10 protein-coding genes are annotated in these 23,491 nt (G+C 47.3%); all 10 read left to right on the top strand.

Features of this window, described 5'->3' with window-relative positions:
* Nucleotides 1-301: 301 nt before the first annotated feature.
* The 10 genes from NIASO_RS07485 (at nt 302) to NIASO_RS07440 (ending at nt 22,973) form a co-directional block, all read left to right on the top strand.
* The gene (locus tag NIASO_RS07485; protein ID WP_008584719.1) at nt 302-1,675 is read left to right on the top strand and encodes a glycoside hydrolase family 88/105 protein; all 1,374 of its coding nucleotides are present in this window, start codon (nt 302-304) and stop codon (nt 1,673-1,675) included.
* A gap of 52 nt (nt 1,676-1,727) precedes the next feature.
* Nucleotides 1,728-4,829, top strand: coding sequence for a SusC/RagA family TonB-linked outer membrane protein (locus tag NIASO_RS07480; protein ID WP_008584720.1), 3,102 nt, complete (start codon nt 1,728-1,730; stop codon nt 4,827-4,829).
* Nucleotides 4,830-4,862: 33 nt separating this feature from the next.
* Nucleotides 4,863-6,839 carry a RagB/SusD family nutrient uptake outer membrane protein gene (locus tag NIASO_RS07475; RefSeq protein WP_008584722.1) on the top strand — a complete coding sequence of 659 codons (1,977 nt, stop codon included), beginning with the start codon at nt 4,863-4,865 and terminating at the stop codon, nt 6,837-6,839.
* A gap of 729 nt (nt 6,840-7,568) precedes the next feature.
* A complete protein-coding gene (locus tag NIASO_RS07470; protein ID WP_008584724.1) occupies nt 7,569-9,767 on the top strand; it encodes a fasciclin domain-containing protein in 2,199 nt (732 codons plus the stop codon).
* A 20-nt stretch (nt 9,768-9,787) separates the two neighbouring features.
* Nucleotides 9,788-13,075 (top strand): SusC/RagA family TonB-linked outer membrane protein, encoded by a 3,288-nt coding sequence (locus tag NIASO_RS07465; protein WP_008584726.1) that lies wholly within the window; start codon nt 9,788-9,790, stop codon nt 13,073-13,075.
* A gap of 17 nt (nt 13,076-13,092) precedes the next feature.
* A complete protein-coding gene (locus NIASO_RS07460; protein ID WP_008584728.1) occupies nt 13,093-14,598 on the top strand; it encodes a RagB/SusD family nutrient uptake outer membrane protein in 1,506 nt (501 codons plus the stop codon).
* Nucleotides 14,599-14,604: 6 nt separating this feature from the next.
* Complete coding sequence (locus NIASO_RS07455) at nt 14,605-16,341, top strand: fasciclin domain-containing protein (RefSeq protein ID WP_008584729.1); 1,737 nt, start codon at nt 14,605-14,607, stop codon at nt 16,339-16,341.
* 56 nt (nt 16,342-16,397) lie between these two features.
* On the top strand, nt 16,398-17,888 hold the full coding sequence (locus NIASO_RS07450) for a fasciclin domain-containing protein (protein WP_008584731.1): 1,491 nt from the start codon (nt 16,398-16,400) through the stop codon (nt 17,886-17,888).
* A 31-nt stretch (nt 17,889-17,919) separates the two neighbouring features.
* Nucleotides 17,920-21,156, top strand: a complete 3,237-nt coding sequence (locus NIASO_RS07445; RefSeq protein ID WP_008584733.1) for a SusC/RagA family TonB-linked outer membrane protein — start codon at nt 17,920-17,922, stop codon at nt 21,154-21,156.
* Between the two features lie 23 nt (nt 21,157-21,179).
* Nucleotides 21,180-22,973, top strand: coding sequence for a RagB/SusD family nutrient uptake outer membrane protein (locus tag NIASO_RS07440; RefSeq protein WP_008584735.1), 1,794 nt, complete (start codon nt 21,180-21,182; stop codon nt 22,971-22,973).
* Nucleotides 22,974-23,491: the final 518 nt, after the last annotated feature.

The raw sequence follows: 23,491 nt of genomic DNA, 5'->3' as shown, positions 1-23,491 counted from the left end.
TATCGGTGTAGTTGCAGTTCTGGCAGATTGAATGTTGTGCTTAGCTTGAGGCGCATGCGATTTTCATCGGGGCGAAAGCCGGGAGAAATATTCGTTTAATAACTACTGATGCAGGATGGGTCAGGATGGCTGATAAAAAAGTTCGTTCTACATTAGCGGCAAGTTACCGTCAATGATTGGCTTGCGGCATTGCTTTATTTTGCCTGGCAGGTATTACAGGTAGCAGCCCGGGGCGGCGTTAGTACAGCTCTTTTACCTCATTTCGTTTTTTGTTCTTTTAAACCAAACAACAAAGCATAGAATGAATTATAAACCAGAAATTAAAAAGTGCGGCAATTACTTTTTTATCCTGCTCTGTATGTTTCCAATGGGTGTACAGGCGCAATATGTGCAGGGAGGAGGCAATGATGCATCGACCCCGCTGCACCTGATGAAACCTGATTATGTTACCCCCTATGGGGAAACCACGGGAAAAAGCGTAAAAGCAGTGCTGGACCGGGTGTTCACTTATCTGGACAGCGTTACGCCCATGCAGTTGATCAATAAGGAGACCAAAGCGCCGGTGGCTGATCTTTCTAAGATAAACACTGTCTGCATTTTTAAGCCGGGAGATTTCAGGCTGATCAGTTACGAGTGGGGCGTTACCTATACGGGAATGCTGGAAGTGGCAGCGGCTACCGGGGACAGGCGCTACAAACAATATACGGTGAACCGGGTCAATTTTATAGGCGATGTTGTTAGCGGCTATAAAGCGATTCAAAAAGCTAACGTTGATGCAACGGTGCCCGTACGTTCCGTGTTGGAGCCACACGCCCTGGACGATGCGGGGGCTATGGCTGCTGCAATGATAAAAGCGATGGCTGCCGGCGCTAATACAGCGGTAGTGCGTCCGATGGTGGATAATTATATCCGCTACATCATGACCAAGGAATTCCGGTTGAAGGACGGAACCTTCGCCCGCAACCGGCCGCAGCCCAACACGCTTTGGCTGGATGATCTTTATATGAGCCTTCCCGCCCTGGTGCAAATGGGCAAGCTGACTCACGACAAAAGATATTTTGTTGAAGCGTTGAAACAATACCGGCAGTTTGCGGAGAGAATGTTTAACCCTGAAAATAATCTGTACATGCATGGATGGGTGCAGGGTATGGACCCGCATCCGCAATTTCATTGGGCAAGGGCCAACGGATGGGCCTTACTCACCAAAATAGAACTGTTGGATGCATTGCCTGAAGATTACCCCGGCAGGGCTTTTATTATAGAACAATTGAAAAAACATGTGGCCGGCCTGGCAAAATACCAGGATAAAACGGGTTTCTGGCATCAGTTGATCGATCGAAATGATTCCTATCTGGAAACCTCGGCTACCGCCATCTACGCCTATTGTATTGCACGGGCAATTAACAAAGGCTGGCTCGATGCCAAAGCCTATGGGCCGATGACCCTCCTGGCCTGGAATGCAGTATCCACAAAGGTTACAGCCCGCGGGCAGGTGGAAGGCGTTTGCGTAGGCACTGGGATGGGTTTTGATCCCGCATTCTATTATTACCGCCCGGTAAATAATTATGCAGCGCATGGTTACGGGCCCGTTCTGCTTGCAGGGGCCGAAATGTACCGGTTGTTGCAATTACATCCCTTTAAATTAAATGATAGTTCGGTGCAAATGGGACAATAGCAGAAGGATAAGAAATTAAAATAGTAATAGTTCAATTAAATTATAATGTCGTATGAAAAAAAAATGCACTTTAGCTTTTTGGATGCTATTGGTTTATTCGGCTGTTTTTATAGGGCTGCCGGACAACGCAATGGCCCAGGAAAGCAAACTCATCGAAGTGGCCGGTACTGTAGTGGATGAAGCTTCCAAACCCGTCGTGGGCGCCTCGGTCCAGGTGAAGGGAACGAACAATGCTGTTGCGACTAGTGCAACAGGGGCTTTTAGCTTCAGGGTTCCTGCAAACGCAGTGCTTGTTATATCAAATGTGGGATATGCTTCACAGGAAGTACCGGTAACGCAGGAGCGTATGAAGATCACCTTAAAGCAAACAGCATCTGATCTGGACCAGGTAGTGGTAGTAGGTTATGGTACCGTTAAGAAAAAAGACCTCACCGGTGCGGTGACGGGTATCAGTGAAAAAGATATCAAATCCCGGCCCGTAGCCAACGCGCTGGATGCGATGCAGGGAAAAGTGGCAGGTGTGGATATTTCCACTACACAGCGACCCGGTACCGTAGCCAGCATCAACATTCGTGGGGTACGTTCTTTAACAGCGTCGAACTCCCCGCTGTTTGTGGTGGACGGTATTCCGTTGATGAGTGGAGGTATAGAATACATCAACCCCAGTGATATAGAAGCAATAGATGTACTGAAAGACGCGTCTGCAACGGCTATTTATGGTTCGCGGGGTGCCAACGGTGTAGTGATTGTTACCACTAAGCAGGGTAAGGCAGGCAGAACCAGCCTTAACCTGGATCTGTCTACTACCTTTGAAACCCTGAAAGATAACCGGGAAATGATGAATGCATCTGAATATATTACTTTCCGTCGCTGGGCCTATTATTATAAAGATCCTACAAAATATCCCCGGGGAGATAAGCCCACGATCGCCAATGATAAAACAATTTTTCTTGCCACCGGCGATCCTACCGCCTGGGCCAATATAGCAAAGGGCTGGGCCTCCGGAACCTGGGATGGCTCCAAAGTTGCAACAACCGATTGGTATGGAATGGTAACCCAACCGGGTCTTACAAAGAACCTGAACCTGAGCGTCAGCGGAGGTAGCGACAAAGTAAAAGCCTATGCTTCATTCGGATACCTGGATAACAAGGGAACCCAGAAAGGACAGGGGTTCAAAAGATACGCGGCTAATGTAAATGTGGATATAAAAGCAACCCGGTGGTTTTCGATGGGAAGTAACCTGCAGGTTTCTTACAGCGTACAGGAGTACGGGCAGTCTACCGCCGGGGGCAACCCGCTTTCCGGCCAGGGCTCGCTTTATGAGCAGGCCCGGACGGAGTTCCCTTATGCACAACCTTATGATTCCGCGGGTAACCGGATACTGACTCCCGGTGGGGATATCGGTATAAAGAATATTGCCAATGAATGGTTGTATAACCAGGACCAGCGTACCACCCTCAGGGCTTTTGGAAGCCTTTACGGGCAGGTAGATTTTGGAGCGATCATCCCCGTGTTAAAAGACCTGAAATACCGGGTGAACTTCGGACCTGATTTTTCTAACTACCGCGACGGAACCTATATTGACGCCCTGTCTGTCCGGAGCGCAGGTACCAACTACGCCGCACTTGCTAAAAACCAGGCGATCTCGTATACGCTCGATCACCTGATCTATTATAACAAAAGTATTGGCCGGCATGATTTTGGACTGACCCTGTTGGGGAGCCAAACGCAGTACACAAACGAAACCAGCAACATCGCTGCAAACGGGGTGGCTTTTGCCAGTCAGAAATGGAATGCATTATCTAAAAAATATATCTCGGCGGCGCAGTTGGCCGACTATTCTTCGGGTTGGACAAAAAATGAGTTGCAATCCTATATGGGCCGGATCAACTATAGTTTTAATGACAGGTATTTACTTACCGCATCTATACGTAGGGATGGCGCTTCCCAGCTTGCCGAAGGCCATAAATATTCCTGGTTCCCTTCCGCCGCGCTTGCCTGGAGAATAAAACAGGAACATTTTATGAATAATGTTTCCTGGCTCGATGACCTGAAACTAAGACTGGGCGTGGGTGTTACAGGCAATTCCGCTATTAGTGCCTATGCAACCCAGGGTGCGGTTACCTCTATCTTCTATCCCTATATAAGCACTTTGGGCGCGGGCTCCGTTCCATCCACTACTATGGCAAATCAAAACCTTGGATGGGAAAAGACCACTCAATACAATGGGGGGATCGATTTTTCTATGCTGAATAGAAGGGTTAATGGAAGCGTGGATGTATATACTTCCCGGACAACCGACCTGTTATTGAAAATGTCTATCCCCACCGTTACCGGCTATACAGACACCTATGCCAATGTGGGAGAAACAGCCAACAAAGGCGTGGATCTGAGTTTGACCACAGTAAACATTACCACGAAAGATTTTAACTGGACCACAACGGCCAGCGTTTCCTGGCAAAAAGATCGTATTGTAAAACTGGCCACCGGAAGTAACGATATCAATAATGGTTGGTTTATAGGTCAGCCCGCCAGTGTTATCTACGGGTATCAAAATTCAGGGTTATGGCAGGCGGCAGATTCGGCCACTTATAAACTGTATAACGCTAAAGGAAATACGTTTTCTCCGGGAAATGTACGCCCCGTTGATATGAACGGCGATACAGCAATTGATGCAACGCACGACAGGGTGGTTATTGGCAGCACCCGTCCCCAGTGGATCGTGGGGATGACCAACACCTTTGCCTACAAGGGTATTGAACTTTCGATTTTCCTGTATGGCCGTTTGAAATACCTGTATGATACCGGTGGCGAATCAGAAACGGCCCGGGGTACACAGCGCGTTATTAATTATTATACAGAAACGAATACCAATGCGGAGTACCAGAAGCCGATCTACACCGAAGGAACCGGGGACCCATTTTACCAGGCCCTGGGCTATAAAAGCGGCTCCTTTATTAAGATCCGGAATATTTCCCTGGCGTATAACCTGGACAGCAGGATACTGAAAACAAATGCCGTTAAGGGATTAAAAATATACGCACAAATGGTTAACCCCGGTATGCTGTTCTCAAAAATAAAGTGGATCGATATGGATTTGTTGAGCGCCCCCTATAACAAAGGCATCACCATTGGCCTCAATGCAACATTCTGATCTCATACGCGTAACCACAAAAATTAAAGTAAAATGAATACGATAAAATATATTGCCGTTATCTTTCTTTTTTCGGGCCTGGTTCTTACATCCTCCTGTAAAAAAACATTTCTTAAAGAAACGCTGGAGACCGACAGGGGAATGGACTTTTATAAAACCGATGCCGGCATCCAGTCGCTGTCAACCGGCACCTATTACCAGGTGTTCGATGCCCCGTTTAGCGGTGAGCAGCCTTTTTGTACTACCAGCTATGGTATCGATGAGTTTGGGATTGGAGGGGATGCTTCCAATAGCGCCTGGAATAATTATGACGGAAGCCTGAAATCCATTGTTACTGTTGTAAACTCCAATACCACCAGCGCCAATGCCCAGTGGGATAATTTGTATATTGGTATAGGAGATGCCAACCTGATTATTGAGAATGCAACCGCCAGTACTGCTACTTCTGATGCGATCAAAAAAGTGGCGCTGGGCGAAGGTTATTTTTTCAGAGCCTATTGTTACCTGCGCCTTGTTTCCCAATATGGCGGCGTGCCCCTGAAGTTAAACTCAAGCAACACGGTTGAACTGGAATTTACAAGGGCCACACCGGAAGAAGTGTGCAAACAGATTATTGCTGATTTTACACAGGCCTACAGCCTTTTGCCTACGACCGGCGCCCCTGCAAAGATCACTAAATATGCAGCAGGTCATTACCTGGCAAAAGCTTACTTATTCCGCGCCAGTGAAATCAATGATTCCTGGAATACTTCCACGAAGGCTGCAGATCTGGCAGCAATTATTCCGCTGTGCGATGAAGTGATCGCCGCCCGGCCGCTGGCTGCTAATTTTGCCAGCCTCTGGAATTATACCGGCTGGGACGGGGCTAACGAGCAATTGTCCGAGCTCATCCTCTCTGCTCAGTTCACGGCAGACGTTTCCACCAATGGTTCCAATGCACAGCATTTGTATTTCGACGCCCGGTATGACGACCTTCCTTATATGCAGCGCGATCTTACGGGAGACCGCCCTTACAGCCGGTTGCGCCCCAATTATTATATGTACCGGATCTACGATATGGTGAACGATTCCCGCTTTTGGAAAACCTTCCGCACCAAACACCGTCTGAACAAATTTTCCGGCACCAAGTATGTAAACGGCGATCTGGGGATCATCTATATTATCGACCAGCCAGGCGATACCCGTTTTTCCGGATACAAACTGAATGATGTCGTGGTGTATAGCAAAACCGGTAAAACGATCCCCAGCGCGTATATCGCCTATCCTTCGGGCACTACAACAGACGGAGCATTAAATGGGGATGTGCGGTTCCCTTCTTTGAGCAAGTACCTGGATGGCTCAAGAGCAGCCGGATTAAATGATACCAGGGGGTTGCGTGACATCATCCTGGCCCGTTCTGCGGAAACCTATCTTATAGCGGCCGAAGCTAAAATAAGACTGGCGAAACTGGGTACAGGCGCTTATACAGATGCGTTGCCGTATATCAATGCGGTTCGTATGCGCGCCCAATATACAGCCGGCGAAGACCGGGCGGCTTATTATGATGGAGGCGGTGCATACAAAGTATCTACTCCCTATGCAGCAGATCCGACTGCCATCGAAAACATCAGGTCGTTTATGCCGGAAAACTCTTACTATGAGTCCAATAATATGGCTGTTACTACGACCGCCTCCGGTAGCCTGGCCATCACGAATATTAACGCGCTGCCTGCGGGGGATGAGTATGTGATCTCTAAATTAGGGCTCACCGGCGATTATAACCGGATGCTGGCCCTTGTATTAGACGAGCGTTCCCGGGAACTTGCCGGCGAGTTTAAACGTTGGGAAGATCTTTCCAGGACAAAAACCCTGGTACCGCGGGTGCGGGCATTTAATTTTCAGGCAACGTCCTTTATACAGGACTATCATTTGCTACGCGCCATTCCGCAAACTTACCTGGACGGCATTCAGCAAAACGGTAAGAGTTTAACAAATGATCAAAAGCAGGCGCAGCAAAACCCGGGGTATTAATGAGCGCCTGACTTATAAAAATTAGTTGTGTAATAAGGAGTTGGTCCGCAGGGGCCGGCTCCTTATCTTTTATAAGGTAGAGCAATGCTGTTTCCGGTCACTTACAAACCGATTTCCTGATTTTGACATTTTTTTTAGACTACGATGCAGAGTAGCACAATAGACTTGCAACACTTGAAAACAGGAAAATGATATAAGAGTATAGTTTTTTAACGTTTAAGCGTCCGGATCTTCCTGCTACCTGTTTGATTCAAAATGTTACGCAATCGATTGCGTAGATTTTGGTGCTTTTGCAGGATGCCACAGGACAGTTAGCCGCCGCGCGGATATTACTTTTGGAAAGATTTAACGTTTGCCATTTGATAATGATTATTAAAAACTGTTTAAGCTAAATGTAAAGTTTGGAAGCCAGGAAAGCAACTTGTTGAGAGGAAGGTTTTTAACGTACCTGTTTGCATGAAAAAAATACACTCTATTAAACCACCTGATTGTTTGTTGCTTCTTTTCCAAATAAATTATTAACAACATAGAATATCCCTCACATGGGTTCGTGCGTTGTTGTGTCGGCACAACACGACTCCTTTTTGCAGCAGCTAAAAAGGAGCTGTGGGAGGTTTGCGCCGGAATAACAACCTAAAGGATGCCGTTCCGGGAGCAGGAAATGAAAGGGATCCTATGTAATGAGAACCTTTAAAGCTTATATATAGCGCTAAAAGCAAAAATAAACGAATGATGAAAACCTGGACTATTAAATGCGTGGCTGCTGGGCTGCTTGTTTTTCTGGTAACGGCCTGTAGCAAAAAAACATGGGATGAGTTTTATAATGTTCCCGATAATCTAAGTAAACCGATCTATGCAGAACTGCAGGCAAAGGGAACGTTTACCCAGCTATTGAGTGTCATAGACAAAGCGGGGTATAAAAATACATTAAGCAGCGCCGGTTACTGGACCTTTTTTGCGCCCAATGATTCAGCATTTAAAGCCTATTTCGCCGCCAACAATACTTCAGTTGAAAAAATGGATTCCAGCAAAGCCCGCGCATTGATACAATTCATGTTGGTGTATAATGCTTTTAATAAAAACACGATCGACGATTATCAGTCGAGCACGGGATGGGTGCCCGACCAGGCCTTCAGGCGCCGCACGGCTTATTACACGGGCTTTTATGATGATACGATGCAAAACGGCACTGTGGTGAAAACGATTCAGTCTAACAGGAACACGGGCTATATAACCGGCGATAATAATAATAAGTATATTCCTTGTTTCACCGACATTTATTTTGGAGGCAAGGGACTTACGGCTGCTGACTATAATTATTTTTATCCCAATACATCATATGCAGGCTTTAATATCGCAGAGGCGAAAGTCATCAACCAGGACCTGAATGCCCAAAATGGGGTGATACACGAGATTGACCGGGTGTTGACACCGCTGCCTTCTATTGAGGAATATTTAAGAAGCAAACCGGAATACAGCGAGTTTAGAAAACTATTTGATAAATACATGGTAAGCTTCGTTTTGAATAGTGAGGCCACGAACCGGTATAAACTGTTGACGGGCGATAGCAAACAGGTATATGTTAAAGTATACAACACTTCGCTTGCTTTTTCGCCCAACAGTGAAAATTTTCTTAAGCTTCAGGATAATGACGCCCAGCAAAGCTCCTGGACCATGTTTGTACCCAAGAACGAGGTGCTCCTGGACTATGAGAAAAATGTACTGCTGGAATATTATCAATCCTTCGACAATACGCCAACTTCTATTATACTGGACTTCCTGAACGCACATATGTGGCAAACACCGGTGTGGCCCAGCCAGTTTAAAGCTGCCATAAACTTTGTGGGGGAAGAGGCACGGTTCGATCCCCGGGCGGATATTATTGACCGCCGGATCCTGAGCAATGGCATGTTTTACGGAACCAGCAAAGTGCAGGATGCCAATGTTTTTTCAACAGTATATTCCAGGGCCTACCTCGACCCCAAGTTTTCCATCATGATCCGGTTGCTGAATACGGATCTGCGGTACATTATTACCAACCCCAAGGCAAAATTTACCTTGTTCATGATGCCGGATGCCGTGCTGCGGGCCGCGGGGTATAATTATGATGTGAACAGCAATCTTTTTACCTACACTTCAGGCTCCACAACGGTTTCAGGAGAATCGGTGCGCCAAACGCTTTTACGTATTTTAAACAGCAGTGTTGTTTCTGAAAATTTAACATCCTTAGCGGGAGCGGGGATTACTGAAACCTACAATGGCGAATTTATTAAGTGGAATAATATGCAGGTAATGTCTGCAGGTACGCAGGATGCCAGTGTCGCTGTAAATGTAGACAGCACAAGAACAACGAAGAATGGTACAGTGTATTATCTTAATGGATTGCTCACGTATAGCTCCTGGCTTTTTGGAAAGCATATTATGAACCTGGGCGGCACTTCGGTTGCGTCTGATTTTTATTATTTTTCGCAGTTTTTGAATAACTCCGGCCTGTACAATGCCACTACCGGCGAAATTACCGGCACTACTTCCGGCACGCTTTACACGGTGTTTGTTCCCTCTAATGCTGCTATAAAAAAAGCGGTAATGGATGGCGTACTGCCGGGTAATGTTACTACCGGGGTGCCCAACCTGACGGCATCCACATGGACGGCGGCAGAAAAAGACCGGGTTGCCAATTTTATATTGTACCACATCCTTGCAAAATACTCATTGATCCCTAACGGAAAAGAATCCGGCTCTTTTGAAACCCTGCTCAAGAACGGTTTGGGGGAAGTAATACCTGTTACGGTGATCAGCCAGCCGGGGAGCATGCTTGTGAATGATGTTACGGGCCGGGCAGCCAATGTCGTGGTTCCGCAAAGCAATAATCTTTCCAACAGAACGATCATTCACCTTATTGATAATTATTTAAAGTATTCCAAATAGTGAAGCATATAAACTGCAATATGAAAAAAAGTATACTGCGATTAGTGGTCTTGTTTGTTATCCTTCTTCTTGCAGGCAGGATGGCAACGGCACAGAATAATCCGAAAACGGTGACCGTGCAGGGACGGGTGCTTGATGAGGACCGTAAACCGGTTCGCGGGGTAACAGTGGCTGAAGTAGATGCAGACCAGCGTACCATAAAAGCGGCAAGAACCGACGTCGATGGTAATTATGTGGTACGCGTGGAAAACACGGCAGACTCACTGATGTTTTCATATATCGGTGCGGAAACGATTACCCAGGGCATCGGTAACCGCACAACGGTTAATGTTACCCTGAACACCAAAGCAAAAGGAATGGACGAAGTAGTGGTGGTTTCGCAGGCCAAAACAGACAATGGCCTGATGCCGATAAGCGACCGGGACCGCACCACCGCTGCTTCCCGGATCAATGCCAAAGAAATGGAAGAGATGCAGGCGGCTTCTATTGACCAGGCCTTACAGGGCCGTTTGCCTGGAGTGGATATCGCGGCTTCCTCCGGTGATCCGGGAGCCGGTATGCAGATCCGTATCCGGGGTACTTCGTCTATCAACTCTTCTACAGACCCGTTGATTGTTGTGGATGGTATGCCGTATGAAACGCAGATCCCTGCTGATTTTAACTTTGGCGCTGCGGATGAGCTGGGCTATGCCTCGCTGTTAAATATAGCGCCTTCAGATATTAAAGATATTACCATTTTGAAAGACGCGGCAGCCACAGCGGTTTGGGGATCCCGGGGCGCCAACGGCGTTCTGGTGATCAATACCAAGCGCGGCACCGTTGGGAAGCCTGTGCTCACCTATACGTTCAAGGGTTCTGTTACCCGGCAGCCCAATGCCATACCCATGTTATCTGGCGATCAGTATTCTACTTTAATTCCCGAAGAATACATGAACCGGAACGGTACGCCTTTAAATACACAAACGATTAAAGAGTTTCAGTATGATCCCAACGACCCGTATTGGTATCATAACTACAGTAACAATACCAACTGGGTAGATGCTATTACGCGGCCGGGGTGGATCCAGGATCACAATTTATCGATGTCTGGCGGGGGAGAGAAGGCGCGCTATTACGCTTCCGTAGGCTATCTGGACCAAACAGGTACCACCATCGGCACCGGTTTAAAACGCATCAGCACCCGTATCAACCTCAATTACGACGTTTCAACCCGGATTAAATTCCGGAGTGATGTTTCCTTTTCTCATACGGATAATGATAAAAACTACGCCAATAACCTCCGGGATATTGCGTATAAAAAAATGCCCAATATGAGCATTTACGAGTATGATGAATTTGGTAACCTTACGCCCAACTTCTTTTCGCCGGCATCAAATATCCAGGGGCAATTTTTAGGCATCGATACCAGGAATAATATCCAGGGAACGGTGAACCCGGTAGCGATGGCTACCGATGCAAAATATAATGTAACTACGGAAAGGGTAACGCCGCACTTTAATCTTCAGTATACCATATTAAGAAACGTATTGAATGCAGTTTTTGATGTGCAATTCGATATCAACAACACCAAAACCAAATCCTTTCTTCCGCAAACCGCCACCGGACGGCCGTGGACGGAGACCTCCGTTAATCGCGCTTATGACGGGGATGTGGATGTGTTTAATGTACAGACCAAAACCAGTTTGATCTATACGCCGCATTTTAAAAATCCGAAGCACAATTATATGTCATCGCTTATTTTATTTACGTATGACAATAAGAGTGTGAAACAGGAGGCGCGCACTTCCAATACGGCCTCCTCCCTGCTGACCGATCCGTCCGATCCCTCGCGTACACAAAATGCGGACCTGGCCATTGCTTCAGGAACGGCACAAACAAGAAGCATCGGTGCTACGTTTAGTCACCAATACAGTTACCTCGACCGGTACATCATAAATGTGGGAGCCAGGATGGATGGTAATTCAAGATTTGGTCCCGCCTATCGCTATGGATACTTTCCATCAGTGTCTGCGCGCTACCGGCTTTCCGGTGAGCCCTTTATGAAAAAATATCAAAACTGGCTGGATGACCTGAGCATCCGGGCAAGCTATGGTATCAGCGGGAACGCGCCCCGCAGGGATTATACCTTTTATAATATTTATTCCGACTTTGACTGGGGCTATCTGGGTCAGGCGGCCGTCTATCCTTCTAATATGGAGTTGAAGAACCTGCGCTGGGAGACTATTACCGGTCAGAACCTGGGCTTCGATTTGATGCTGTTCAAAGGCAGGGTTAGCCTGGATGTGGAGATTTATAAAAACCGTACCAAACAACTGTTCTTTGACGGTCTCCAGATCTCCTCATTCACGGGTTTCAATAGTGTGAGCATGAATGTAGGTACCATGGATAACCAGGGAATGGAGATAGGGTTGAACACCACACCATACCGTTCATCAAAGCTTCAGATCGACCTCAATTTTAATATTGCGAAGAACCAGAATATTATCCGCGAGATATCGCCTTTTTACCCAACAGAAAAAGGGAATATCACCGGCAACGGGCAATATAAAACCTTTATGCAGGTCAATAACCCTTTCGGTTCGTTTTATGGGTTCAGGTATCTGGGGGTGTATAAGGATGCTGCAGCCACTATTGCCACCGGTGCAGATGGCAAGCCCATCCTGGATGCCAAAGGGCAGCCGGTTTATATGCGGTTCAATTATCCCGCAACGGCCTATGTTTTTCAACCCGGCGATGCCCGGTATGAAGATATGAACCACGATGGGAATATTAACTATATGGATGCGGTGTACCTGGGCAACAGCAACCCTAAATTCACGGGCGGATTTGGCGCTAGCGCTACCTTTAAAGGCCGGTTAAAACTTACCGCCTTCTTTAACTACCGGTATGGATATGATGTGATCAACCAGACCAAAATGCTGACCACAAATATGTACGGTTACGATAATCAAAGCACTGCGGTATTGAGAAGATGGCGCAAGGAAGGAGATGAAACGGATATTCCAAGGGCATTGTTTGGCTCGGGTTACAACTGGCTGGGTTCCGACCGCTATGTGGAAGATGCATCGTTCATCCGGTTCAGAACCATGACCCTGCGGTACACTTTTGCTCCTTCATTGATACAACGGTTACGGATCAGGAACCTCAGCGCGTATCTGACCGTGGAAAATCTGTACACCTGGACAAACTATACCGGCCAGGATCCGGAAGTTTCACTGCGCGGCTCCGATCCCTTCCGTGTGGCAACCGACCAATCCGTAACACCGCCTTCAAAAACCTTTACCATCGGTTTAACCGGTTCTTTCTAAATGAAAAATTAAAGAATATGCAACTCTTTAAAAATAGTCGAATAAAATTTTTATCGCTGCTGTTGATGCTGGTATCCGCAGTATCCTGCAATAAGTTTTTGGATCTGAAGCCGGAGGATGGCATCATCCGGCAGAATTTCTGGAAAACAAAAGAGCAGGTGGCGGCCGCTGTCAATGGTTGCTATGCCTCCCTGCTGGGCGGCGGCTCCGATGCGCCCATACCCGAATATCTTTTTTTATGGGGCGAGCTAAGGGCCGACATGCTTACGCCGTCCGTTGGCGTGGCGAGTAACGAGCTGGACATTATTAATACGAATATTCTAGAAACCAATAGTATTACGAACTGGCGGTCGATCTACCGCACGATCAATTATTGTAACACAGTATTAGACTTTGCGCCGGATGTATTAAAGAACGACCAGACCTTTACCCGGCAGGCCTTAGATGCTTACCTGGGTGAAGTAAAAGCACTGCGGGCGCTCCTGTATTTTTATCTGGTAAGAAGTTTCAGAGATGTGCCGCTGGTGCTAAAATCTACTTCCAGTGACGATCAGTTGCAACAATTGAGCAAGAGCACAGGCGCCGATGTATTGAACCAGATTGTAAAGGATTTATCCGAAGCAGAAGTTACAACACCTCTCACTTTTAATAACAACGACTTCGATAAAGGAAGAATTACGCGGTACACGGTGAATGCTATACAAGCCGATGTTTATTTGTGGATGGAAAAATATCCTGAAGCGATTGCGGCTTGTGACAAGGTGATTAATTCCGGAAAATATGGGCTGCTGGCAGGCAACTCCTCCTGGTTTGCCCGGTTGTTTGTTAACGGTAACTCCAATGAAGGGATTTTTGAAGTGCAATTTGATGATCAGAAACTGAACAGCTTTTATACGATGTTTCGCTCCCGGCCGCGCTTTGTGGCGTCCGGCCTGGTAACCGATCCGGATGTAGGTATTTATCAGGCTGATATTATCGACCCCACCCATAAGGATATCCGGGGCGATGGCGCTGCAGCCCGCTTCGCCGATGGGCTGATCTGGAAATACATTGGGGTGGATAATGATAATTTAAGAACAGCAGAAGCCTCCTTTGCGCACTGGATCGTTTACCGCTATGCTGACATTCTATTGATGAAGGCGGAAGCATTGGCATTAACGGGAAAAGGACAGGATGCGCTCGATCTGATCAACAGAATACGCCAGCGGGCCAATGCGCTGCCTTCAACGGAGCAAAGCGTTGATCCCGGAGATACGGAGGGGCTGTGCGATTACATCCTGGCCGAGCGGGCGCGGGAGTTTGCCTTTGAAGGAAAGCGTTGGTACGACCTGCTGCGCCATGCTAAAAGAAATAATTACAAGCGGCTCGATATTTTACTGAATATGGTTTCGTCAACGGTTCCCGGCAATTTGCAGCAATCGGCAATAGCCAAATTCAAAGACCCCAACAGTCATTATTTTCCGATTTATCAATATGAACTGCAAACCGATAAAAATCTTGTACAGAATCCTTTTTATAAATAAGCAGCAATGAGAACAAAGAACTTTTTAACAGGGGTATTAGTGGCAGGGGTCTTCGCACTCAGCTATATGGTTAGTTGTAAGAAGATCGATATTGTAACGGCAACCACTACCGATGTAAATATCTATGATTACCTGGTGAAGAACGGTGATCAATACTCGGAGTTTGCCAAAATGCTGCAAAAAGCCGGCTACAGCAATTTTTTAAATGCCTATGGCGCTTACACTGTTTTTGCGCCTACCAATGATGGGGTAAAAGCCTTTTTACAGGAAAAGGGCAAGGCTTCAATTGATGCGTTCTCTGAACAGGAGCTGCAGGATATTGTAAAACTGCACCTGTTGCAGGATACCGTTCAAACCGGCTCCTTTACCGACGGTAAGTTGACGCAGGTAACCATGCTGGGACAATACCTGGTTACCGGTGTTGCCAACCAGAACGGAACCTCTGCTTACACCATCAACAAACAGGCGCAGGTGGTACAGCCCAATATTGCCTTATCGAACGGGATCATACATGGTATCGATCATGTATTAAAAGCGGCCACCAAAACCGTTGCGCAAACCATCGAAGCCAATACCGATTATTCCATCTTTACCCAGGCATTAAAGGAAACCGGCTTTTATGACTCGCTGAATATTGTTAATAATCCCGATACCACCTATCGCTTTCTTACGGCTATAGCAGAAACCAATAAGGCCCTCGCCGATTCTGGTTTCAGCAGTTACGCAGCCCTGAAGGCGAAATATTGTAATACGGGTGATCCCAAAAATGTAAGCGACAGTCTGCATATGTTTGTGGCCTATCACATCACCACAGAAGCCCGGTATATTGCCGATATCATATCCAGCACATCGATCCCAACCCTGGCGCCGCTGGAAGTGATCACGCCCTCGCTGGACGGACAGGACGTATTGTTAAATGATGTGGTCTTTAACGGCAACCACGAACGCGGTATTGAATTGAATCGTGCCAAAAGTGATCTTACTTCCATCAACGGAGTGGTGCATGAGGCAGAAGCGCATTTTGCCGTGAAGATACGCGTACCGGTACGGGTGGATTTTGAGCCCTGCGATCAGCCGGAACTAAGAAGGCTGACCACTATTTTTCGCAAAGCAACCACGGAAACCGCTATTACCAGCAAAGGAGGTGGTTATACGATTAATAAGGACTTTTTTGCTGACGTAACCTGGAACGCTATTACCAGCACCACCAGTACCGTGTCCTACAACTGTATGCCGCCCACCAGCACTACTTATTACGGATGGCACGGCGATTACTTAAGAATACCTGAAGGCAATACCTCAAGAAATAAAACGATCGAATTCCGGACACCCTTACTGGTAAAAGGCCGGTACAAGGTTTGGGTCTGTTACTACAGGGGCCGGGCATCTACCAATAACCCCGCATTTCCTAATCGCGTTGACTTTGATGGAGAGCCGATGCAGCGGACCTTCGATTTCTCCGAGCAAAAACCGGTGGGCACACCAAGTGAGCTGGAGGCCCTGGGCTATAAACAATATACGGAAGCTCCTACGAATAACAGCAGCGCCGACCGCAATAATGTAGGCCGTTTGGTGGGTACCATTAATGTGGCTACTACCGACCGTCACACGATCACATTAACGTTTTTGCATGCAAGCTCCACGGGGCAGGAATTGAATTACCTGGATATCATACAGTTTATCCCGGTGAATGATGATCAGACACGCCCGGTCTTTGGAAGGGATGGAACTATTATTCCGTAAATAATGAATAGTCAATAGTAGCCGATACGAATAGCTTGTTTAATAAATAAAGAAAAATGAATTTCAAAAGCACAATAGTATATGCGTTCCTTTTTGTATCCTGTTTGGCAGGATGCAAAAAATGGGACGACCGCACCAAACCCGTTGATCTGGCCCTGGGGAAAAATTTACTCGAGGAGATCAGCGCCAATCCGGACCTTAGTAAATTCTATGAGTACCTGCAGAAAACAGGGTTCAGCAAGGAACTGGCTGCTTCAAAAACCTATACGGTATTTGCACCGGTGAACAGCGCCCTGCAAAGCCTGGATCCCGCTGTGGTGGCGGATAGCGCACAGTTGCGGGCTTTTATCGGCAACCACATCGCCCTGCAGTCTTATTTTACAAGTAACGCAAATCCGGCTGTCCGCATACAAATGCTCAACGGCAAATTTGTAACCTTTTCCGGAAGCAATTTTGACGATGCCGCTCTTACGGCAAAGGACGGGCTCGCGGGCAATGGCGTACTGCATATTATCAATAAAGCGGTTGCCGCTTACCCCAACGGGTGGGAACTGCTGCAGCATACCAAGACCGATTATCAGCAAAGTGCCTTTATTCTTTCGCTTACGCGCAATGTTTTTGATGCTACCCGTGCGGTGGTTGACAGCATCAGCTCGCTTACCGGGCTTCCCATTTATCATCCGGGAACGGATAGCGTGTTGAAGAATACTTTTAATACCACTGTCAGCGATCTGCAGGATGAAACCAAGCAATACACTTACTTTATTTTGAACGATGCCGGTTTTGCTGCAGCCACGCAGCAACTGGCGCCTTTTTATCAGACCTCCACAACCGACAGTACGGCCAGCCTGGCTTCTTACAACGTGGTAAAAGACCTGATCGTTGACGGGTATTATACGATCGATCAGTTGCCGCCCGTGCTGACTTCAAAATTCGGCGTGAAAATTCCCATCGACAAATCCACCATTGTTAAGACCATCCGCATGAGCAACGGGATTGCCTATGTCATCAATACGATCAGTTTTGATATAAAGGAAAAGATCCCGGTGGTAACGGTTCAGGGTGAAAATTATCTTGGTTTTTATGATGCCAACGGGCTGGCGGTTACCCCACGGCAGAACAATGTATCGGCGGTGTTTACCCGCTACAGGATCAATCCCACTACCGGGCAGGCGTTTACAGATATGTTTGCCTACGGGCATGGTATCAGCAGCCTCAATGCCCTGTATGTCGCCTCCAGACTGCCTTCGGTAAAATATAAAGTGTACTGGATGGCGGTAAACGATACGCTCCGGCTGAACGGGAATATCATACCGGTAACGTTTACACAAAAATTAGCCATGGGAGCAAGGGGCACCAATCTGTTGCCCACAATAGCCCCCCTCACCAATAACATGACGCCGTTGAATTATAAAGAGGTATACCTGGGCGATTATATAATGCCGGCCTACGGAACCTTAAGAATGTTTTTAACCGCCAATGCTTCTACAGGCAACGGAACCAATAGTCTGAATCTGGATTACATCAAACTGGTACCGGACCTGTAAAAAGATAAATTAACTTATATACAATATTAACATGCGATTATTATCAATAGCAATGAAGGTGTTTCAGCAGGGATTAACGGGGGCATTTTTGCTGTGCGCGATGGTGTCGTCCTACGCGCAGACCGGTAGGGCAGATAAAACTAAAGGGGTGGAGCTGAAAGGAACGGTAACTGATGCCGCCACCCACCGGCCTTTACCGGCCATCCGGGTCATGTACCAGGATTATGCTGCCGCCATTACCGATAGTACCGGAAATTTTATCCTGAGCGTACCGGACTATACGGTTACCGTTGTGCTGCAAGGGGATGGCTACCAGTCGAAAGAAGTAGCGTTGAAGGGTCGCAACAAAGTTGCAACGGTTTTATACGAAGAGGCTTTTGCTTCCTTTTATGATGGGGCAAACCTCCCTTTCGGAACGCAAGCTACCAACCGGATCCCTTTTGCTGTTACCTCCGTGCAAAGCCAGGGCAACTGGGCGCATACCTCGGAAACCCCGGATGCTTTCCTGCAGGGTAAAGTAGCCGGACTGAACGCCATCCGCCGTTCCGGCACGCCCAATGTGGGCGCTAATCTTTTTCTGCGGGGCATTACATCTTTGTACACAACGAATCAACCATTGATCCTTGTAGACGGTGTGATCTATGATAATTCCGATTACGGCGGCTCGCTGAACTCCAATAGTTACACCAACCCACTTGCTTATATCGACATCAAGGACATTGATAATATTACAGTGATCAAGGACGGGGCTTCCACCTATGGAACCAAGGGCGCCAATGGGGTTATTTTGATCACAACCGCAAGAGCCAAAGAACTGGGTACCCGCATTGATGTGGGTGCTTATGGTGGCGTTAATTTTGCGCCACGGAATCTCCCGGTAATGGATGCCGGTCAGTACCGGACCTACCTGGGCGATCTGTTGCAATCATCAGGGGCCACTGCAGCGCAGGCAGGCAGCTATCCTTATATGAATGATGATCCGTCGAACCCGGATTATTACCGCTATCATCACCAGACCGACTGGCAAAAACAGGTGTTCAGGAACAGTGCATTTAAAAACTATTCCATCAAGGTGACCGGCGGCGATAATATTGCAAAGTACGCGCTCTCGCTAGGCTATATGTCTAACGCGGGTGTCCTTAAAGGCACCGGCCTTACCCGCTATCATACGCGTTTTAATGCAGATTTGAATCTGAGCAAACGACTAACCGCCACTGCTAATCTTAGCTTTACTTATAACCAGCAGGATTTGAAGGACCAGGGGCTTGCCTATAAGACCAACCCCATCTTTTCGGCGCTCATAAAAGCACCGCTGATCGGGGTTAATGAAATGTCTGCAGCGGGAGTACAGTCTCCGGATATTACCGATACAGATATTTTCAATGTAAGCAGCCCGGCAGCCCTGATCCATTCAGCATCGGGCAGCAATAATAATTATCGTTTCCTGGGGTCGGTTGGGTTTAATTATCTTGTTTCCAAAACAATTAATGTAAATACCATCGTGGCCGTTACGTTGGATAAGATCCGGGAGAATTTATTCATTCCGCGCAAAGGAGTTGTGGATGATACCACCGGGAACGATGTGATCATCGACAGTCGTCTGGGAGCGCAAACCAAACGTTTACTGAGCGTGTACAATGATACCCGCGTTACGTATGACAAGGTGTTCGACAATATTCATCATCTAACAGCACGGGCGGGCATGCGTTTTATGGCGCCCCGCACAGAGCTGGATTGGGACCTCGGCGCCAACTCCGCTACGGACCAGTTGAAGAGCGTGGGCAACGGCGTTGCGGCCCTCAGAAGAGTAGGGGGTGATATTACCCGCTACCGGTGGCTGAACACCTACCTGGGCGCAGATTATTCGTTACGCGATAAATATTTTGCATCCTTCAATATGGCAGTGGACGGGTCTTCCCGCTTTGGTAAAAATGTTCCCGGGGCCTTGCATATTAATGGGAATAGCTTTGCAGTGATGCCTTCACTCGCCGGCGCCTGGCTGCTTTCATCGGAACCCTTTATGGCCAACGACCGGGTGTTTGATCTGTTGAAGCTGAGAGGTTCTTATAGCTTATCCGGCAATGATGATATTATGAATTATCGGGCACGGCAATATTATATTTCATATGGACTGACCGGTGACTATGCGGCCAACTATACTTCAGGGCAATATTATTCTTCGCAAAACTTTCTGGGCACAGAAGGGTTGGTACGCGGCAATTTCGAGAATAGTGGCCTGCAATGGGAAAACGTATATAAAGCAAACCTGGGCATCGATGCGGCTTTGTTTAAGGAGCGCCTGAATATTAGTTTGGACGCCTATCGCAACCGGACCTACAAAATGATCGTGAACGAAACCCTTCCCACCGTAGCGGGTATCACCCATGCGTATACCAACAGCGGATCGATGCAGACCCTGGGCGCAGAAGCATCCGTGAACGGAAGAATTATAAACCGATCCTCTTTAAAATGGGATTTGGGATTTACCATTGCGCGTTACAAATCGACCATAACCCGGCTGCCGGATCCCTGGAATATTGTGACTCCTTATGCAGACGGATATATTTTAAGCAGCGTAAATAATACACCGAACCTGTTCTACGGTTATAAGACAAACGGCGTGTACAGCTCTGATGCAGCAGCGGCGGCAGATGGGTTAAAAGTGATCCAATTCTCCGGGGCCGCTGTTCCTTTTAAAGGGGGAGATGTGCGTTTTGTTGATGTAAATGGCGATAAGGTCATTGATGAAAAAGACCGGCAGGTGATCGGTGATCCCAACCCCGATTTCTTCGGTTCGATCTCCACCAGTGTTACCTGGCAGCGCTTAACGCTGGATGCCTTCTTCACTTTCACCAGGGGAAACGATATCTATAACTATACCCGGAGACAGTTGGAGTCCGAATCAAATTTCAACAACCAAACGACAGCAGTGCTGAACCGCTGGCGGGCCGACGGGCAGGTAACCACTATGCCCCGTGCTTTATACGGGGATCCTGTAGGGAACAGCAGCTTTTCTGATCGCTGGATTGAAGACGGTTCTTATCTGAGGTTGCGGTCGGCAACACTTTCGTACAACCTGCCGGTAAAAACTAATTTTTTAAGGTATTCCATATTGTACCTGACAGGAAATAATTTATTTACGTTGACCAAATACCTGGGCTATGATCCTGAAACCAGCGCTACTATTAGCCCGCTGGGACAGGGCGTGGATGTGGTGCTGGAGCCACAGTACCGGTCGGTTCAGGTAGGTGTAAGATTTGGTTTATAATCTTTAAAAACGAAGAGTCAGTCATGAAATCAATTATAATAAAACTTAGTTTCTTAGTGCCGGTATTGATGGGTGCATTGTTATTGCCCTCCTGCAAAAAAGTTTTTGATGTAACAACGGAGTCCACGCTCGCCGGGGAGCAAACCTATCGCAATGTATACGATGCAGATGCCGCGGTGTTAGGGGTGTATGGTAAATTACTGAAACTGGCCAGGCCGTACGTGTTGCTGAATGAGCTGCGGGCCGACCTGATGTCGCCCACGGCAAACGCGGATCTTTACCTGCAGCAATTGAGCAACCAGAATGTTACAGTGGATAATCCTTACATCGACCCCGCGCCTTTTTACGAGGTGATTCTGAACTGCAATGACGTGATGAAAAATTTTGACATCATGCTGGCGGAAAAGAAAATGAAACAGGATGAGTATAATGAGCGTTATGCTGATGTGGCTTCGGTGCGCACATGGGTGTATTTACAACTGGGTATCCATTTTAGCAAGGATACTAAAGGAATCATCGGCATTCCTTATGTAACGGACCCCCTGGCAACCATACAGGATGTAAAAGATGAAACAAAATACCGATGGTTACCCTTTCAGCAATTATTAGCAGAGCTGATCAAAACAATGGAAAGCCTGCCCACCCTTGAAATGTACAACAGTGCGGCTTCTTTAATGACTACGGTGGATCAGTACCGGACGGAAAAATTCTTTATCATGAAAAAAGTGCTGCTGGGCGATCTGTATTTATGGAACGCCGCTTACGATCCGTCTTCCTATAACAAAGCCGCAACGGCTTACCGGCAGATCATTTCTTATTATGATGATAAGGGCAATGATAATACCAAGAAGAACTATTATAAGCTAATCGGTGCCCCGGATCCGGCCAGCGGGAACCAGCTTGCCGTGCAATATGTGCGGTACCGGGAAAGTGATATCAATGCACTGTACGATAGCAACACCGAAGGCTGGCGCTCCATGTTCTCACGGGGTAAGATCAGTTACGATCAGCAATTCGATTGGGAATGGATCTGGCACATGTCGTTCAGCAGCAGCTTTGAGCCAAAGAATCCTTTTATTGACCTGTTCTCCAATATCAATGGAAGCTACCTGGTAAAGCCATCGCAGCAGGCAATGGATAACTGGAACAGCCAAACCCAATACAACGGATTTCCGTTTGACGCCCGCGGTAATTTTACCTACCGGACGATTGCCGGGCAGCCGGTTATTATGAAATATCTCTATTATTATATGGATGGGAAAACCTTTGTTCCTACCATAAATACCAATACGCGTACCGGTGAATGGTGGTTATACCGGGCTGCATCGGTATGGCAGCATTTTGGAGAAGCCGCCAACCGGGATGGTTATCCTAAATTGGGATACGCCATAGTAAACCAGGGAATAAAAACAACTTATACCCCTCCTAATGCTTCTTCAAACGTGACTAATATTCAGCAAACCTTCTTGCCTGCGCCTTATGATTTTGATGCACGGAGTGGCGATAATCCGCAGTTCAGGGCTATTTACAGGGATATGGCGGGCTTGCGGGGCAGGGCCAGTTTACCATCAAGACCATTAGTGGGCGATAGCACCATTGCCGTGGAAGATATGCTTACGGATGAAAGCGCGCTGGAGCTGGCCTATGAAGGGCAGCGCTGGTCCGATCTATTACGGGTGTCCATCCGCCGGCACGATCCCACTTATATCGCTGCCCGCGTAGGCGCCAAGCTAAGAAAAGATGGTGCTGGCAACGCAGCCGCGGCAGAAGCAAAGCTTACCGCCGGTGAATTTTATTTGCCCTTTAAATGGAAATAAAACGATGAGAAAATCAGTGACAAAAAAACAAGATGCCGTTAAACTTTTTGTTCCGGATTGGATCTGTAACAGGCGTTCTGAACGCGTGCTGCGGACGAATGTTCAAACTCCATTGGTGTATTCTGTACAACAAAGTCGTTTAAACTAGTTATACGCACATAGATTTAGCAGGAATTAAAGCGTTTAAAATCGCATGATTAGGGATGAGTAAAAATTTTTTTTTAGCCCGCAGATCTCGCATCCCGATAAATCGGGAGCCGATGGCGCGGCGCGGATTACACTTCCTTCTTCTGTGAAAGTCTGCTTCCGATAAATCGGAATGCGGGAGACCTTTTTGACCGCTGATCTGTGCGGATCATTTTCGTTGTATCGTTAAATCATGCTACAACGCAGAACGATGGAACTGTGTCCGCCTCTGGAGGATTCGTGGCGCTTCTTTTGCAGAAAATAAATGCTTTGTGTCAATGCTGCATAGTACGGATATCAGGACGGAGCATGATGGTTATACTGCCGGGTTC

Source organism: Niabella soli DSM 19437 (genome assembly GCF_000243115.2).
In the GTDB taxonomy this organism is placed as follows: Bacteria; Bacteroidota; Bacteroidia; order Chitinophagales; family Chitinophagaceae; genus Niabella; species Niabella soli.
Note: the sequence above shows the minus strand (reverse complement) of the source record. Positions and strands in the feature narration are given on the sequence as shown.